The sequence below is a fragment of the Vibrio sp. D420a genome, from assembly GCF_030248625.1.
GTDB classification, from domain to species: domain Bacteria; phylum Pseudomonadota; class Gammaproteobacteria; order Enterobacterales; family Vibrionaceae; genus Vibrio; species Vibrio fortis_A.
Window position 1 is genome coordinate 1 of the sequence record NZ_JAHGAN010000058.1, and the last position, 16,732, is coordinate 16,732.

Below are 16,732 nucleotides of genomic sequence, written 5' to 3' on the forward strand. Positions count from 1 at the left end.
AATCCCAATATTAAAAAAATATCAAAGTTGGATTAACTTGTTTAAAAACAATGGTTTATTGTGCTTTTTATCCCTTATTTAGTTTGACGATAGTCATTTTGATAACTAAGGTGATAACTAGTTGTCAATCTGTGAGGTTTGGTTGTGAATGTAAAAACATTAAATGAACTTTCTTTATTAGAAACAGCACTGTCAATTGAATACTCTAACTATCTAACCCTTGCTGCTGAGTCCTCAGTCCCCTCCCAATTTATTCAGCCATTAATGAATCTTTATGCAGCTTACTGCTACTTGGTTGGGCAAGGCAATTACAGTGGATTTGAGATACTGAACCATTCGAGCTCACTTAATGCACACTTCCAGTCATTCATTGGCTTTGTTTATAACAGTGATAATATCACTATCAAGCGCAGATATAACTTAGGTAATCAAATCAAAGTTCTTTTCAGGTACATTGCTAAAGATAAGCATTTAACCCTTGATGAATTAAAGCTTTCGGATAGAAAAATCACAGAAGACGCTTCGAATTGCCTAGCTCAGTTTCGAAAGATCAACATAGATAAAACAAAATCTGACTACCTTGATGGTTGGCAGGTGGTATCAAAAGAAGGCAAAGAAAATGAGGCTCATCTTGATGCGCTTTATGTGAATTTTGGCGAAATGTTTACAAACAAGGTTCATCTTGCTTTAAAGAACTATGCTGCCACACAAAAATCATCAACTGTTATAGGTGCACTAAAAGAACTTAGAAAACTTTTTGTGGGTATCACAATTGTTTATAACGAAAAGAGCGGGCTAACAATAGACACTCTTCTTAGTCGCAATCATGTGCAGCTATTCTTTCACAAGGTGTTTAGAGTGTTATTTGTGCGCTCCCAAGTTGCCCAATACTGCCCAAAGAGCTTTCATAAGCAATGGCGAAATACCATTAATCATTATACCGAGTGCTTCATCAATACGGGGGTTTTTGCTGAGCCTCACAAACCATTCATCGCTCCAGACTGGAAAGACCCAAAAAGTTCAGCACCCACCTTCTCTATTGGCGGCAATGCTACGCAGCCAGAAAACCTTAGGTGGTTCGCTAACATCCCACTCAAGATTAAAGATGAAGATGCTGTTTCTATTATTAAGCAACGTGTAGATAGAGACTTGGCGCATATTAAGCATGTGTGTCTTTTGAAATTTGAGGAGCTCTTAGAGCGAGAGGAGAGAAATAAAGTTTTTCAGAGCAAAGGTACCGTCAAGCCACTCAGTAGTAATAGCCATAATCATCAATTTTACAATCTTGTCGGTACAAATGAGCTAGCCAATACAGTAGCAACCTTTTATGCACACGGCATCGCAGCAAAAGGCGGTAGTTATTTATCATTTTTAGGGTTTAGCGGTAATTCTAGCCAACTCAACACAGAGTTAAATTTACCAACCAAATCAACATTGAACGTTCTTTTGACGCTTCTTGTTATGGAACATCCTCTAATTACCCCCTCTTGGTTAGCAAAGTGGGACTTATTTGATGTAAATGGCAATATGGTCGGCTATAAACAAGTTGGCAATCAGCACATTGCGGTTAGTTGCAAATCACGCAAAGGAGCGACTAAAGCACAACAAGAAGTAGTGCTCAATGATCTTTCTAAATCTATAGTTGAGTTCCTGATACAACATACTCGTATGAGCCGTGAACATCTGAAGCAGAAAGGAGATGTGAATTGGCGAAAGATGATTTTGACTGCAACCAATACCAATGTGATACGCCCAAATAACCTCAATGTAACTCTTCACTCAGCAATTGACTTTTATGATTGGCTACAAGACAGGTCGCTCTTTGATAAGAATAGTGATATCACTCAGAAAGATGTCAAAAATATTTCTGAGATTCATTCACTACGATCAGTTAGACGACACAAAGGTTTTCAAATTTATTTGGAAACACGCTCTATGGATGCTGTTGCGGAGGCGCTTGGTCATGAAAATAAAAATGCATATCTACTGACGTCTTATCTTCCTAAACCACTCATGGACTTCTTTAATGCTCGTTGGGTACGTCAGTTTCAGAACGCCATTTTACTTGAAGCCATGAAAGATTCAGTGCATCGACTTGATGCTGTCAACATGAGTGCTCGAGATATCGAAGAGTTTTTGAATAACCACGGCATAAGCAAGATTCCAGAGTACTTCGACCATGGTTTTGTTCAGAAGACGACTACTGATAATGAAGTTTCTGAATCATTAGCATTTGACCAGTTAACATATACTATCTCGATACCTCTTTTGCAGTTATTACTGGCGATACGTATGGTTGTCGAGAGTAGTGATGATGAGGAATCTTTTTTAGATATTGTGGCTCACTGGTATCAATCAGCAGTGTTTGTTTTAGATACGCTGAGTTCTGGCAAACATAGTGCTGATGATTTGATAGGAATGCTTGATATTGCAAATAACAACAAGCTAGACGCTGACTCGATCAAGGGAGCGCTGCTATGTTAAGTGTTGCTATCGATAATTCCTCTATTGCTAACCTTCTTGAAAGTATTGTGTTAGATCACTCGCTTTTGAACGGTCTAAGTGCAGAAACTCTTGAAGAAATTATCAATTTTTCAGTAACAAGTAATGACTATCGAGTATTAGATATCATTACTGATATCCATACTGGCATTTATGGTTACGATGATAGGCAACCAGAATGGTTAGCATCCAACTTTCCTTCAAACAAATGGGTACTAACATTTAACAAAACCCCAAAAACGATACATTGGGACACAGTTTATTTGGATGACGGGAAGAAACTCACCGACACAAAGCATCAAAAATTATTAAACAGTTTCAAGTACTGGATCACAGCAGTAGACAATCCACTTGAAAACGGTGGGAAGCTTATTAGTCCAATGACGGCTTATCAAAAAGTTACCAAAGTTATCTCTCTCATCAATGCTGTTTTGCTGCACTCGAAAGAATTGAAACTCGCAAAATATCACCTTCTGAATGTGAATGATGACTTCTGGTTAAACATCTTGACGAAATACGCCGAGAACGGAAACTTTCGAGGTGTGTACGAGGTTGATAATCGCACTCAGGCATTACTTAATAACGCTTGTCAAAATGTTTCTGATATAGAGGCGCAAGCACTCACAGAGAAGTACCCTTACGTTACTCGAGACATTGCACAGGATGAACTTTTCTTGTTTCTATCAGATACAGAAAAGGCGTGCGCTTGGCTTTTTGAACAAGGTTATTATCACACGGGAAAATGCATAAATTACACTGGCAACGCTGCTTTGTTGGGTAAGTTGTTGTTTAAAGGTAAGATGCTTTATCACGACATTAACCTCCCCAACTACGCAGAGCTTCATCTTAAATCGCCGAAGCGAAACTCAGAGTATCGTGCTGTTGAGAATAACGACACCTCAACAGGCATTAATCGACGAAGTATCTTGAGTTGCATTGATGCAATACGATTGATTCACATCAACCTTGATCGTGAAAATGTGGCTAGGCCTTCAATCTTGTCCGAGCGTGTCAGCGTTAGATATATTAGTCAGTTAGTTAGCTTAAAAAAAGCAGGGCGTACACGCACTTTACCGCCTAAGTTTGTGTTTAATTTAATTCGTCAGTGCTATGAGTTTGTTAAGGAGTATTTACCTACAGAGGAAGGCGCTGTTACTTTACTTGATGAAACATTAACACTGCTGTCAAAAGCAAGAAGTAAATCTGCTGCAAGACATTCCAACATACTCCGTCCAAATCACGATAGTCCATCTTGGAATGAAGAGTTGCATCGAGAAATGTCTGGTACGGAGCGAGGTTACTGGTTTCAAACTGAGGCGATCAATTGCCTGAGTAATGAATACCTAAAAAAAGTAGTAAAACAGGTCCAAGGCTTTAGAGAAAGTGTGGAAAATCGCTTTGAGCGGATTCGAGCTAACGAGAGCTTGTTTGATTTGTTCTCTGTGCTGCAAGGCGCAATACAGGTCTTGGTAGGAGCAATTATGGCTCGAAGACAAGATGAATTAATCAAGTTGAAGCCACATGGCAACCTATCACCTAATGTAGACCCCTTTTCTAAAAAAGGTGCAAAAACAGAATACAATCTTATATTTAAGGTAAAAAAAACTGGCTCAAAAGGGGTAAACGCAACAATAGAAAGACCCATTCCTTTGTCTATCGTAAAGTTCATTTGGCAACTGGAGCAGTTTAACATCAAAGCGAGTGAGCTGAACCTAAGCAAAGGAAGTCTATCTCTGTTTAACAAACTTAATTCAAATTGTTCCCAGTTAAGTCAGGTTTGTCACATGTCTTATAATGCGCACCTTGATGCCTTATGTGATTACTTAGAAACTGACTTGGTAGAATACGACAACGGTGAGTACCGTCGTAATTATGTTCGTCAGCACCAATTGCGACGCTTCTTTGCGATGGCATTTTTTTGGTCTAAGGGGTTTGATGGCATGGATGCTCTGCGCTGGATGCTTGGACATTCAAATATCGAGCATCTATATCACTATATCTCTGAATCGGAAACAGGGGCGGTACTAAATGGGGCTAAAGCTAGTGTGATAGTTCGTGGTATGGTCGATTCCACCTCTGAACTAGCCCAAATTGAAGGGATAGAAGAGGTTCGTAAAGTCATTGCAGAGCGACTGTCAGATGATAGCTCAACCCCAATCACTATAGAATCTGTGAGTGAAGCCGCAGAAGATTACGATGATGAGTCTTATCTAACCATCCCTCATATAAGCCAACTTCAAAAAGAGCAGGACATTGAAACAGAGGTTATTCAGCTTTTGGAAGAAGGTCGAATCACGCTTGAGCCAGAGTTTTTTACCATCGACGATGCTGACGGAAATACAACTCAAACCTTTAACCTAATTTTAAAAATCAAAGACCTTGATTGAGGGTTGGGATAATGAAAGTTTTAGAGAAAAACCAAACTAAGATACTTGAAACAGAAAAGCTGTTGAGGGAAATCATCACATCTCCAGCTGAATTTAAATATGATGAAGAGCTTATGAAAGCTCTTAAATCACAATCTGGCATCGCTAAATATAAGAATGAAGAGCGCAATATCGCACCATGCTCGCTAAATACAGTAAAAAGCATTTCAGAAGTACTCCTTGAGAGAGGTTTCTTATCCTTAGATGAGCTTCGTACTAATGCAAAGCTGGCGATAGAGGCGACACATCCCAATGAGAAAGCTTCCAAAGGCAACAAGCAAACTGTCGTAGGTTTAAAGCATAAAGTCGCTAATTTAGAATTAGAGCTAGATGCAGCCCAGCGCAGCAATTATCTACTGACAGTCATGGTGTCAGAGTTGCGCTCTAGGCTAAAACAACTAGCGAATCATGAAGGAACAGTAGAAGAACGACAAGAGCTTTATCGAGAGCACAGTCGGAAAATTGAAGCGCAGATGAACTTCACCTTTAATGGGGAGGTATGATGGCGGTTCGTAAGCTTAAAGGCTTTGAGCAATGGAGTCATCTTGGGTTTGATGGCAAACTTGTCTTTCGTAAACCTCTGGATATTCCTTTTGTAACCTACAGTAATCATACTCCTTGCTATGAAGCCAATGCCTACATCCATAGTTTGACGGTGAGAAACTTAAAAAGTGACACTATTCGAGGGTATGCTTACGATATCATCCACTTGGTTCATTTTATTGAAAAACAACCACTACTGAGCCGATTTAGTCAACTTACCGACTCAACATTTACCCTTTTTGTTCAATCATTACAGGTAGAGAGAACACCACTTGGCGAACTAAAACGCAAGAATAACTCAGTTATAAAGATTGCACATACCTGTTTGGATTTTTTACAGTTTATCCAAGACTTTCATGACTTGAGTGCTTTTATTGGCAAAGATAAAGGTAATTCAATTCAGATACTCGAAAAACATTACAAGCGCAAACAGGAAGGTCACAGAGGGGTCATAGAAGGCACCAAAATTACGCACACTGCCGTACCAACTAAAGATGAGATCAAGAAGCGTCACCCTGTTTCTGAAGGCGGTGCCTTGTGTGTGTGGGAATTTATAAAGACTCAGAAAAGCAAAGACAAACGCAGAAGGGATATGGCGCTATATACTGCAATGGAGCAATTAGGCGCTCGTGTATCGGAGCTTCATTTGATTAAAATGACTGATTATGAGGAAGCGAGACGCTCGGGTATGCTTACGCTTACTACTTTGAAGCGTAAAGATGATAACACCACTCGAAAGATCCCTGTACCACACCTTTTATTGTCAGTTATTGCGGATTACATCAAAGTTCGTAAGAAGGTCATGAAAGAGAAAAAAGTCCAACATGACTATCTATTTATTAGTTTAAAGACAGGTCAACGCTTGTCCGCCGAGTCATGGACAACGTACATCAACTTATGGAAAAAAGAGCTTGGTATCGAGGGAGAGTTGCACCCGCACTTGTGGAGGCACGCATTCATAACAGATAAGCTTAAAGAGCTTATTCTCGCTACAAAAGAAGTGAATGATAAAGACGACTTCCGAAAGCATCTGCTTCACACTCAAACGTTTAAAATGCAACTTCAACAGTGGACAGGCCATACGATTCTTAGTTCTTTAGACACCTATATTGACCTCGCATTTGCAGATATCCACGGCTACACAGAGGTTTATAATGCAGTATCCCTAAAGTCGAGTGTTGATTTGGCAAAGCGTCAGATTGAGTTGTTAGAAGAACAGATAGCAAGGAAGGAGTTAACGCCTACCGCAGCGCTCGGAGAGGTGAAGAAATTATTGGGAGCTTTTCAATCTGATATAGAAAAAAGCACAGTCTCCTCGTCACAGTAAAAGTCATCACCAAGCGGTCATATGACTCATTATTACGGTTGATTTAAGACACCGAGACCCTATATTCTTAAAATCCACCCACAACGCTACCTTGGCTATGCAAATCAAACGAGACTTTGACTACTATCACAACCTTCACGACGTCATTACCCACGCCCTGCTTCATTTACTGTGTCAGGTATCCGCATCTTCCCGTTTTGTTCCAGTAACATCACGAAATGACATACTGATAAAGTACCTTAAGCCAAAGCTCAACGATAAATCGTTATCGAATATCAAAAAAGACATCAAACTGATGCTCAGAGTAGCAAGAAAAAAAGGTGGGAACCTAGAAATGAAACTGCATCAACTTAATTCACAGTCGAAGCATACAAAACCCATCGGTGCTGAAAAGCTCTACAACCTACTCGTACACCTTTATGAGGTAGAGGGTATCGAATCAAGACTGTATGATGAGGGCAGTGAAACGGAGCCTGAGATCCTTTATATGCTAGAGGAACAAGTCGAACACGGTTTTGACCAAGAACATAATCAAGTCACCCCGCTATCGATGCTTATTCAACTAGAGCGTGCACCAGAGCTCATAAATTCAATTAATGCTCAAGGCCTATTCCTTGCTGAAATGAAAGAATGGAATGCCGAGATACATCAAGCCCACATATTAGTACATCCTGTTTAAGATAGTTGGCTAGCGATCTTTTCCCTACATTATTAAAACAGTTCCAATACAGAGCTTGCTGCGGCCCCTAAGACGGAGCTAACGGTTGGGTTTTCAAAAACGGCTTTAATTTTTTTACGTGCAGTCTCTTTGTCTTCCTGAGAAGCAGTTGAGTGTTCTATCTCGGTTAAAAGCTGCTCTACGCCGTGGACAAGGTGAATGTTAGAAACGTTATGATCACCAAATTGCGCTGAACCACTATTGTGAAAACTTCCAATATTGATGCCTAACGCCTGTTTCTGTGGTGGGTTAGTGTAGTCGTCAAACTCAATGCCTTTGAAAAATCGTAACTGACCCGAACGTAGATTTTCGATTCGAATTACGTTCTTATCACTTAAATCATTGATGACAGTTTCTAAGAACGGTAGACATTCATTCCATCGCAAACCCAGTGTGTTTGACAAAGGCATTTGCAAATTATCAAGGAGTAATACCTTATTATCAGGTAACTTCATCATCTCCTTGAGAACTACTTTTTCAACATGTTTTTCCATTCTTTTCCTCTGTTCCGTACGTGCTTATATGTGGGTGGTAGATATGATTTTTGCAGAAACATATAAGTTTAAGTTCACATAAGCTCAATCAGAGTATCAATGGCCTACGCGAAAAATTGCAGAATAAGTCAGCATAGTTTTGCAAGATATGTTGACAAAAAACCTGAAACACTAGATGTTCAACGCGCTGGCAATAGTATATGCGCATATAGGTTTTATGTCCTTAATTATGCAATTGGTTGATTTTTTTAACATTATGTATCCACATAATATAATGTAATTGAAAAATAGGAAATTTATAAGATATGAATGCATTAATAGAAACAGGTGAAGTATTAGCAAAAATGGGCAAGGGTTTGCTCAGTTTTTTTGGACTAACTAAAGGAAACAACTCAGCACCAAGCAACAGTAGTTTACTGCAAGAACAGCACAGAACATTAGGTTTAGGAGACGCAGAATATCGAAATCAAATTTTCGATAGTTCTTCCTCTGCAAAACTACACAATCACGATGGTAATTATTAAATAATGAGACCCGTATTATAAAGTCTATTTTTTATAGCACCCTCGGTCTGTGCAATGACGCAGCAGCAAATGAAAGATAAGCACAATTACTTACAACAAATCAGATTGAGGTCAGTGTCGACGTACATGGTCATAAATTTAACAGGTCAAGTCGTGATTTTCCCCTCTAAAATTCGTCCAACCTATCTTCTGGAAGTTGAATTCTAAAATTCAGAGTTCGCCCGTTAAGGTTAAATTCCCAAACTTCTTGTGCTTCATCGTGTAAGTCTAAATCATCACAACCATAGTATGCCGTCCATTCAAAACTAGCTTGAAGGAAACCAGTTCCAACAGGGAACCCTTCTTCTAGATGAAATGGTTCATCAAAATCAACCTGGTCAACAACAAAGCTATCAGTGGCATAATTAGCTCGCTCATTTAGCTGTGAACAGATAGCACCAATGATAGGAAAAAAGTCAGACTCATTATCAACAACTGCTTCTGCTACGGCATTTTTCAAATCGTCTAAATCACTTTCAGGCTCAAGTTTTAATTCCAACTCAACCTCTAACCATTCTATTGAATTCTGGATATTCATTAGTATTACCTCTAGTCACTACAGTAGCGTCACACCACCTCTGTAGATAAGCTATCATCTCGCTGATTGATTTCAAGTTATTGTTTTAATTGTTATATTACACAAGATTATTACCCCTGCGATTACACATATACATTACTTGAAATAACTTTTACCCCTGTTTATCTGTTTAGTCTTCAAAATTGACATCAGTTGAGTTGTGAGTTTCATCACCGTATTCGGGACGAGAGCGTAGCTACACCAAAAGCCTAAACCACTTGGACATTCAACAAAGTTAAACATATCTGCTTCATCACGCGATTGAACCTCGTATTCATTAATACGGAGGTCTTCATTACCATCGTAAAAGTCGTACATCATTTTCCCTCGATAGTTAATGTAATGACAACGTCGCTTGGCAATTAAGGTGCGACAGGATCGCATGGTGATCACAAACTAAATGTTAGTGGTGCTAAAACGTTTTGGACAGAAATCAGCTTCGCTAATCAGAACATTAACATGTCATGAATTTCGTGAAGTATGGAAAAATCGCTTAACTTGGTGTCTGACATTGATGATGCTGATCACACGAAGTAAGCATACATTGTCTTTGACTTGATAATATTGTGATAATTGATATGAGATTTATTCCATATTTTGTGTTTTTAATCATCACTATTTTCCAATGTTGAGGTGTGCATGAGAAATCGTTCAATTTTTGGGTGGAAGCTAAGCGAGAGTAGAGTTGTTTCTGTGGTTGAGCTAGAAAGTGGCACTCAGAATGACGTTATCTGCCCTTGCTGTGGAGACTTCATGGTTGCCGCACATAGTAATAAAGGCATAGCAAGCTACTTACGCCATCAAAGTAACGCAGAATGTCGCTACTCGTATGAAACCCAGTTGCATTTGAGTGCAAAGGAGTTCATTGAACAAGAGAAGCTCATTCCTCATCCGTATTCCAGTGGCATTTTTGATTCTAGTGATTGTGAAATGGTTAGTGTGAAAAACGTCCGTCTAGAAGTCTACCGAGATGGTAGGATTCCAGATATCGTCTGCCAGATCGGTAGGGAAGAGTATTACGTGGAAATTACTAATACTCATGAAACCCCACCAGATAAAATAGTGGACTTTCGAAAGCAGGGCAGGAGTGCCCTTGAGTTATTTCTAGTTGGATTGGACTCAGATTCGCTGCTTAACAGCTATGACAATGTAAAAGTTCAGATAACAGCATTAAATCCGCTAAATCCATTCTGGGATTTTATTGAGCAGCAAGCTGCGATGAGTATCAGCAAAGAAAGAAGCATGTTGTTGAGAAAGATAGCAAGGCATCGCAAACAAGTTCAAAGAATTACTGAAAACATTTCTGAACGAGAGGAACAAGCTGAGAAAAAGGTAGCCCGAATAAAACAAAGAGTTGAAAAGTGGCGAGAAAAAGAGCGGGAACAAAAAGAGCTCTTTAACCAGATAAAGTCCTTAGCGAATGACCTTCAAGTTGCGGTACTACGGCTTGAAGAAGAGAAGTCATCTTTAAATCAAGAATTAGAACAACTCAAGCAGAGCATCCATCTTAACAAGTTAGAAGCAGGAAGAATCATCAACAATGCGAGAGTTGAAGCAGAACAACAACGTGAAAAGATCAGAGTAGAAGTTAGAGATGATGTTCTAACTGAGTTAGTGTCGGAAGTAGAAGATGCTAGAAAGAATGCTCAAATGATTACCGAGAATGCTTTAAAACAAGAGTTATCAGTGGTTGAAAGCGCTCAAAGAACGGCGCAACAAATATTGGATGGAGCACATTACAAAATCATGAGTGAGCTTGAAGCTGCACTTTATAGAAAAGGTGTATCAAATGAAGCGTTGACCGAGTTAGAAAAACGCGTCAAATGTCTAAAACAAGAAACGGAGAGTCTAGAGCAAAAGAAAGCTGAACTAGAGAGTGGTGTTGATTTAGATGAACTTTTGAGTAAACAACAAGGCTTGCAGAGGGCGATTAGTAAGGAAACAAACCGCTTGAATGATCTTAAAGAAATAGGTGATAAATATGTCAAAATAATTAACGGTATTGCCATAGATTTCAAACAGTTAGATACAGCAGAGTATGCCTCTCTTTTGCCTGAACGTATTCAAAAGAAAATAAAAGTCAATCGAATGATCTTAGAAATGCAAAACTCTATAGAGTACGAGCCGTTGTAACAGAGAGCATGTCTTATGGATTATATTACTGTTACTGACATTCGAGCAGAAGAGAGTTATCGAAGTCGAAGTGATTGCTAGACGGATGTATCATATTGTTGTCGACTCATTCATCAAGCTTACTCATTCGAAGCTCCTTTTTCTTTGCTAACCATGTCAAAACCATGTTCAACCCCATAAATTACTTCACATAATAGTGCCTTATTTGGTGAGTTCAAATTAGCAATGACTCGACCAATTTCATTACCCAAGTCACAAAGCTCAATATTACCATCTGGAAGGCTATCAAGTGCTAGCTTGAGGTTTGAAAGAAAAATATCAGGGTTCAGCAAATCTGAACTAGGTTCATCGAAAACATCATTTCGGTTAGCCATGAAATCACCTGTAACCCGTTCTACCCCGTCGGCAAAGGATATCCAATCAAGCTTTGTTTCGCTCTTTGCAAGCAAATCACTGTGGTTATTATAAGGAGGCATCCTTCCTAGCAATTTTTTTTCAGTCAACTTTTTCTTGTTCATCGCATACAACCTAACAGGATATCTAGATTAGTTGCAGTATAGCAAAATCAGTTAGACTGCCGTTAGAACGAATGCGTGAAACAAGCTTTGGACAAAAACACGCTAGATTCTTAGGTCTAACGCGCTCGATATAGATTGGAATAAGTATCTTGAGACCTGAGGCGTTTGTTAGCAGTACTTTACTGAATCTATCAATTGTACAATTTTATCTCGATAGTATTGGTGTGGCGCTGAACTATATCTTGGATTATTAATACACTGCAATTTGTAGGTAATATCTCCGTACATCCGACGTTGAGTAAACCCCATTAACTCTAGCAAGGCAGACGGTGATTTAAGCTTGAGAAAGCAGCTTTTTGAAAGTGCTACTTTGTCATGAAAATGTTCATGATGAAGTTCACCTATAACCCTACGAGCACTTTTATAGTTCACTTTGTTCCCGATGATCTCAAAGCAGTAGAGCGAAAGAATAACCAGATCGGTATAGTAATAATTTACATCAATGTCATCTTGGTTCAATGTGACTTCTTGCAAAATTACTCCCCCACCAATACCAGCAGTCAAATTAGACCACATAGAATGTTTACGCATTTGGTGTCGTTCGGGACGCAGTACACCTTTAGCTATATCCCAAGACTTTGTGGCAGAATCAACCATTGTTGATTTGACCTGAACCTTTCTACTTATATCCTCAGAATCGAGGACTAGGTCATAGCCATTATCATCGACATCAGTTCGGTAAGCTTTGAGGTACCCCCCCTGCATTGCATAGGCTAACTGTAGATCAAACAATAATTTGTTCATTAACATCGACTCGCGGCGAATCGAATTTTTAGGCTCGTAGAAAAAATACCTCGATTTGTCATGTTTCATATTGATTTACCACCGTGTACTGCTAACGCCCTATTATGCAATGTTACACCCTCAATAAGCGCCTTATCCCCTCAATACCCATTGCCGTAGCAATTGTTGCTTCAAGACTCTTTGATAGCAAATATACCGTGATATCGATTGATATGTTAAAGAAGAGCCAAAACAACTCATATACCCTTCTGAAAGCTATTAACTCAGAAAACAACTCTTTGCGAGCACTAAACCTTGTTCTAGTGCAGTTTATAGAACCGGATTGTTTGTCAACGTCATACACTTCTACCGGTTGCAGTAAGTAATATTGTTTATGGAACTTATAAAACAAGACTTCAATTGCCGCTTCGCGAACAATATTATTGAAAATACCATAAGGAACAAAAATGCTTAGATGTCGAGTAGCTCCGTAATTTCCTCCTAACCTCTTCTTGTAGTTATCATAAGGTGCGACAGAGAAGCTCATTATGATGTTTTCCAATAATTCTACGCCAATAGCAAGTTCTACTAATGTCAACTTTATCCATTTGAACAATGTCACTTCTGATTTAAGTTCTTCACCTCTCAGAAACACGGTAGACAGATAACTCTTACCGTTAAAGTCTTGCTTATCTATTACTTTGAAATTCTTCATTTGCCATAAGTTACTAAATATTAATGAAAACGCTTCGATATGCACTCTATCCTCACAAAAAATGCGCCAGCGTGCTATCGAAGGTATAAAAATCATAAACTTGATATTAGGGTTTGTTGGCGAAAATCACCCCCCAGATTCTGTAGAGTATCTAACCTAACTAACTTTGGGGCAGATATGAATTGTTACGGAATCTGCAATAACTGAGCTTTCTCGTTGCATCAGGCGACTAATGAAAAATTGCAACTAGTTACTTGGCGAGCAGTATGCAGATTTTCCATTGAAGTAAGTTTGCCACATACGGTTATTAGCTTTAAACTAACCCTGAGAGCCTCGGGTATCCCTGTTTTTTCTTAGCGGTACTATTTACTGTCTGGCCAGAAGTAATTGTATCGCATTGAACTTGGCTTAATTGCAAAGCAGACCGCCGAGGACGTACGATAAGTTGAGGTGCTTTCCGTCCCACATACTTTGGTGATAAAACACCCGACGCTGCACACGGAATGTGTTCTCTATTTGATCTGAATGACAAACCTTCAGTATCTGTTTACAAAGCCATAGGCATTGCCTGTGGCTTTGTAACGACTAAACACTCTTCTCGCTCAGGTAAATATTGCAAGGCCTTCTTGCAAAATTAGGTACTGGAGTTAGTAGTAAAATTAGAAAAGTGCGGATAACGTTTGATATCGGAAAATCACTTAGTGAAGTATCCAGTTCTGCTAATGCAGATCACAATCGTAGACAAAAGATAGTTACCTTTTCAGCTCTAATTTAGTTAATGTCGTAATAACATTTGCATGGTGTAGCAAACATATTTCTGGTCGGCTCGGAGCACTTGAAAATTAGCTTGGCAACATACGTATGTTAGGCATTTTTTATTGCATTTATTACCGTTGCTTCCATATCTCCCAATAGTTTCTTTTCAGTTTCAAAGAACCACTCTAGGGTCAAAAACTCTAAGCCAAGCCTACCTGAAAAGTGCTCAGAGACAATAGCTCTGAAGGGTTCATCACAGGCTGTGAGGGACTTGCTAAAAATAAAGCCCTCATTTTCAAACTCAGAAACTTCTAGGTCATATCCAATATCAGATGCCATCTCTTTGAGGACAATACTACTAACAGCTACAAAAACGTAAACTTCCCCTACGATAAATCGATATAGATTAACAGGGTCTTTAATTGACAAAACAAAGGGGTAGTAGTTATCCCAGCGTTGTTCTGTTTTCGCTTGATTAAGCATGTATACAATAGGAGCCTCAATGCCTTCGAATACTTCAGCGAAGTCTTTTTCATATTCGGTATTTAGCGCAAGATAATATAGACCTTTTTCAGGGTTTAACTTTGCATAGGGTTGGTATTTAGATAGTTCTAGAGCTTTATTGAAAACATCGCCATGATGGCGTTCTTTACCATGAATATCAACACGCTGCATACCCTCAACCCCACCAACATCCCCGACGTCCTCCATAAGATATTTGTGCAACTTGTGTATTGATTCAAGTTGACGTTCAACTCTTTTATTTCTGTTTTTACTGCTTTTTACTTCGATAACAACGGGATCGGAATCTCCAAGAAGACATAAATCACCATGTCGTATTACATTTGTAAGATCGCATAGGATAGCTGGAACATTATTCTTGAACATATCCATGAGGAGAGCTAATTCTTGGTCAATGCCTTTTTTCCCATGAATATACCCCGACTTCTGTTTAATTTCAGCTGAGTCGGCCTCATACAGAAATCGTTTTAGGTTCCATTTACTTATGAATTTAAAAACCAAGCCATCCCCGAAACATCGCCAAAGATAGAGAAGGTAATTATTGCCCGCTATAGATTCCTTCCTTCTCTTGATCAGTTCCTTTAAGGCTCTAGCCTCGCTTTTTCCTAAGCCTCTATCTCTCAAGCCACGTTTTAAGACCACAAGCTCTTCTTTCCTTCTCTTTAACCTCTTTTCATCCCTAACAATTTGCTTAATCAGGTAGGATTGAAACTCGAGAAGTGGCTGAAGATCCGAAGACTCAGGGTCTATGTTATCAAGTTTGTTTTTGAAGGTGAGAATACGCCTTCTATAATATTTAATAAGGCTTAAATTTGAGTCCATTATGATTATCTAGTCCTTGGGCAGTTAACAGCTACCGCGACTCTACCCACTCCGAAGCATAAGAAAAATGTGGTTAATTTTGAGTTATAGGAATCAGTTGTTAATCACGTTGCTAGCTTCGCATGGGGTGAGTTGTCCTGAAGAATGATAGCTGTTCTAGACTATGCTGGTGCTAGTTTAGCATCCCCTGCTTTTCTGCTCGTTTGATGTTTTCGAGTGGATCCAAGCAGCTATAGCTATACATTCCTTCACGTTCCAAAGATGTTAAATCGTGTACTTGGTGTGCTGCGTATCCCATAAATTCAAAGTGCTGCTCGGATTTAAAGTCCGGCATTTTTCTAACCATTGCTATCATTTTTGCAAATAAGCTTGAATCAGTTTCCAAACTAGCATCATTAGCGAGGTACCAACATACATAAACCATGGCTACAGTGCTTTTATTCATGTCTTGCTGTGCGACGGAATGCGAAGAGACACCGATCGTAAGCACAAGTGCCAATTTTACAATGAATTTCATGAGCATTGACTAAAATTGATTAGAGTTTAAGTAATGACTGAGTTTGCATCTAGCATCATCAATTTGAGACTGTTGACCAAAGCGTTTCTCTAAAACGTCAAGGCCTTGCAATGCAAAAGGGGCTGTATACTCCCTTAATTCTTCTAGAGAAGAGCCTGTCTTATGAAGGTTAGCCAATAGTTGTAAATATGCTGGCATTACCTGTTCAAGAGAAGTAAGAAACAAACTGGTTCTAATTTCAAATGAAGCAGCGATTTGTTTTCCTACAGAGCGTCCTTTCAAAAAACCAAACATCGTTGAACTCCTTATCCTAATACTCTGACAGTTTGGATTACAGGTAGGATAACTACTATTTATCTTTATGTGTTTGACTAGGTTAACTAAATCAACATATTTACGAGTTTAGTGGGAAGTATAGTTGCTTCTAGTATAAATACGTTTAGAACCTTGCTATTAGTTTTGTATGGAAAAGTTATCTCTCTTGGGTGTGAATGAGTTTTCACTTTAACTGAAAATGGGGCACAACTGTTTTAGCTGGCAGTTTCGCTCTTTGTCTAAGCTCTGCAACTGAATCAGTAGTTACACCTAACAGTCAAGTGAATATTTATTCAGGGGAGTGACTGGGTGAAGAACCTAGATTGAACGGGTTACGTTACATAGCCGTTTTCTCTACTAAATTGAAAAATGAGTGACCTACCGTTCCGCTAGTATCTGAAGCGATGCGCTCCACTCCATTAAATCTGGCTATGCTCAGATACCCCAAGCCTCAAATTGACAACATTTATTACTCAAACCCAATATTAGGAAAATGCCCGA

Annotated in this window: 15 protein-coding genes; 7 read left to right on the plus strand and 8 right to left on the minus strand. The window is 39.1% G+C overall.

Annotation, left to right across the window (positions count from 1 at the left end):
• Nucleotides 1–144: 144 nt before the first annotated feature.
• From KI743_RS23210 to KI743_RS23230, 5 genes are all read left to right on the plus strand, one after another.
• Nucleotides 145–2,484 (plus strand): hypothetical protein, encoded by a 2,340-nt coding sequence (locus KI743_RS23210; RefSeq protein ID WP_285468432.1) that lies wholly within the window; start codon nucleotides 145–147, stop codon nucleotides 2,482–2,484.
• On the plus strand, nucleotides 2,478–4,889 hold the full coding sequence (locus tag KI743_RS23215; RefSeq protein WP_285468434.1) for an integrase: 2,412 nt from the start codon (nucleotides 2,478–2,480) through the stop codon (nucleotides 4,887–4,889). Before KI743_RS23210 ends, KI743_RS23215 begins: the two co-directional genes overlap by 7 nt.
• 11 nt (nucleotides 4,890–4,900) lie before the next feature.
• Nucleotides 4,901–5,431 (plus strand): hypothetical protein, encoded by a 531-nt coding sequence (locus KI743_RS23220; protein WP_285468436.1) that lies wholly within the window; start codon nucleotides 4,901–4,903, stop codon nucleotides 5,429–5,431.
• Nucleotides 5,431–6,798 (plus strand): tyrosine recombinase XerC, encoded by a 1,368-nt coding sequence (gene xerC, locus KI743_RS23225; RefSeq protein ID WP_285468438.1) that lies wholly within the window; start codon nucleotides 5,431–5,433, stop codon nucleotides 6,796–6,798. The genes KI743_RS23220 and xerC overlap by 1 nt, the downstream gene beginning before the upstream one ends.
• A gap of 97 nt (nucleotides 6,799–6,895) precedes the next feature.
• On the plus strand, nucleotides 6,896–7,477 hold the full coding sequence (locus tag KI743_RS23230; protein ID WP_285468439.1) for a DUF2913 family protein: 582 nt from the start codon (nucleotides 6,896–6,898) through the stop codon (nucleotides 7,475–7,477).
• 32 nt (nucleotides 7,478–7,509) lie between these two features.
• On the opposite strand, the gene KI743_RS23235 is transcribed toward KI743_RS23230, so the two are convergent.
• Nucleotides 7,510–8,010 carry a hypothetical protein gene (locus KI743_RS23235; protein ID WP_285468441.1) on the minus strand — a complete coding sequence of 167 codons (501 nt, stop codon included), beginning with the start codon at nucleotides 8,008–8,010 and terminating at the stop codon, nucleotides 7,510–7,512.
• 305 nt (nucleotides 8,011–8,315) lie between these two features.
• Between KI743_RS23235 and KI743_RS23240 the strand changes: the two genes are divergently transcribed.
• On the plus strand, nucleotides 8,316–8,534 hold the full coding sequence (locus KI743_RS23240) for a hypothetical protein (RefSeq protein WP_285468442.1): 219 nt from the start codon (nucleotides 8,316–8,318) through the stop codon (nucleotides 8,532–8,534).
• 166 nt (nucleotides 8,535–8,700) lie between these two features.
• Here the strand turns inward: KI743_RS23240 and KI743_RS23245 are convergent, their stop codons facing one another.
• On the minus strand, nucleotides 8,701–9,111 hold the full coding sequence (locus KI743_RS23245; protein ID WP_285468444.1) for a hypothetical protein: 411 nt from the start codon (nucleotides 9,109–9,111) through the stop codon (nucleotides 8,701–8,703).
• A 792-nt stretch (nucleotides 9,112–9,903) separates the two neighbouring features.
• On the opposite strand from KI743_RS23245, the gene KI743_RS23250 reads away from it, so the two are divergent.
• Nucleotides 9,904–11,283 (plus strand): hypothetical protein, encoded by a 1,380-nt coding sequence (locus KI743_RS23250; protein WP_285468445.1) that lies wholly within the window; start codon nucleotides 9,904–9,906, stop codon nucleotides 11,281–11,283.
• 119 nt (nucleotides 11,284–11,402) lie between these two features.
• On the opposite strand, the gene KI743_RS23255 is transcribed toward KI743_RS23250, so the two are convergent.
• The 6 genes from KI743_RS23255 to KI743_RS23280 all read right to left on the minus strand — a co-directional run bounded on the left by KI743_RS23255 (nucleotide 11,403) and on the right by KI743_RS23280 (nucleotide 16,210).
• Entirely contained in the window at nucleotides 11,403–11,801 is a 399-nt protein-coding gene (locus KI743_RS23255; protein WP_285468446.1) for a hypothetical protein, read from the minus strand.
• Between the two features lie 168 nt (nucleotides 11,802–11,969).
• On the minus strand, nucleotides 11,970–12,674 hold the full coding sequence (locus tag KI743_RS23260) for a hypothetical protein (protein ID WP_285468447.1): 705 nt from the start codon (nucleotides 12,672–12,674) through the stop codon (nucleotides 11,970–11,972).
• Nucleotides 12,675–12,717: 43 nt separating this feature from the next.
• A complete protein-coding gene (locus KI743_RS23265; RefSeq protein WP_285468448.1) occupies nucleotides 12,718–13,344 on the minus strand; it encodes a hypothetical protein in 627 nt (208 codons plus the stop codon).
• An 819-nt stretch (nucleotides 13,345–14,163) separates the two neighbouring features.
• The gene (locus KI743_RS23270; RefSeq protein WP_285468449.1) at nucleotides 14,164–15,399 is read right to left on the minus strand and encodes a hypothetical protein; all 1,236 of its coding nucleotides are present in this window, start codon (nucleotides 15,397–15,399) and stop codon (nucleotides 14,164–14,166) included.
• A 172-nt stretch (nucleotides 15,400–15,571) separates the two neighbouring features.
• Nucleotides 15,572–15,916, minus strand: a complete 345-nt coding sequence (locus tag KI743_RS23275; RefSeq protein WP_285468450.1) for a hypothetical protein — start codon at nucleotides 15,914–15,916, stop codon at nucleotides 15,572–15,574.
• Nucleotides 15,917–15,925: 9 nt separating this feature from the next.
• Nucleotides 15,926–16,210 (minus strand): hypothetical protein, encoded by a 285-nt coding sequence (locus KI743_RS23280; protein ID WP_285468451.1) that lies wholly within the window; start codon nucleotides 16,208–16,210, stop codon nucleotides 15,926–15,928.
• Between the last annotated feature and the right edge of the window lie 522 nt (nucleotides 16,211–16,732).

Excerpts from the sequence above, each read along its gene's own strand:
- KI743_RS23250 (WP_285468445.1), top strand. The coding sequence starts at position 9,904 with ATGGTTGCCGCACATAGTAATAAAGGCATAGCAAGCTACTTACGCCAT.
- KI743_RS23275 (WP_285468450.1), bottom strand. The coding sequence starts at position 15,916 with ATGAAATTCATTGTAAAATTGGCACTTGTGCTTACGATCGGTGTCTCT.
- KI743_RS23220 (WP_285468436.1), top strand. The coding sequence starts at position 4,901 with ATGAAAGTTTTAGAGAAAAACCAAACTAAGATACTTGAAACAGAAAAG.
- KI743_RS23280 (WP_285468451.1), bottom strand. The coding sequence starts at position 16,210 with ATGTTTGGTTTTTTGAAAGGACGCTCTGTAGGAAAACAAATCGCTGCT.
- KI743_RS23255 (WP_285468446.1), bottom strand. The coding sequence starts at position 11,801 with ATGAACAAGAAAAAGTTGACTGAAAAAAAATTGCTAGGAAGGATGCCT.
- xerC (WP_285468438.1), top strand. The coding sequence starts at position 5,431 with ATGGCGGTTCGTAAGCTTAAAGGCTTTGAGCAATGGAGTCATCTTGGG.
- KI743_RS23215 (WP_285468434.1), top strand. The coding sequence starts at position 2,478 with ATGTTAAGTGTTGCTATCGATAATTCCTCTATTGCTAACCTTCTTGAA.
- KI743_RS23260 (WP_285468447.1), bottom strand. The coding sequence starts at position 12,674 with ATGAAACATGACAAATCGAGGTATTTTTTCTACGAGCCTAAAAATTCG.
- KI743_RS23245 (WP_285468444.1), bottom strand. The coding sequence starts at position 9,111 with ATGAATATCCAGAATTCAATAGAATGGTTAGAGGTTGAGTTGGAATTA.
- KI743_RS23270 (WP_285468449.1), bottom strand. The coding sequence starts at position 15,399 with ATGGACTCAAATTTAAGCCTTATTAAATATTATAGAAGGCGTATTCTC.
- KI743_RS23230 (WP_285468439.1), top strand. The coding sequence starts at position 6,896 with ATGCAAATCAAACGAGACTTTGACTACTATCACAACCTTCACGACGTC.
- KI743_RS23235 (WP_285468441.1), bottom strand. The coding sequence starts at position 8,010 with ATGGAAAAACATGTTGAAAAAGTAGTTCTCAAGGAGATGATGAAGTTA.
- KI743_RS23240 (WP_285468442.1), top strand. The coding sequence starts at position 8,316 with ATGAATGCATTAATAGAAACAGGTGAAGTATTAGCAAAAATGGGCAAG.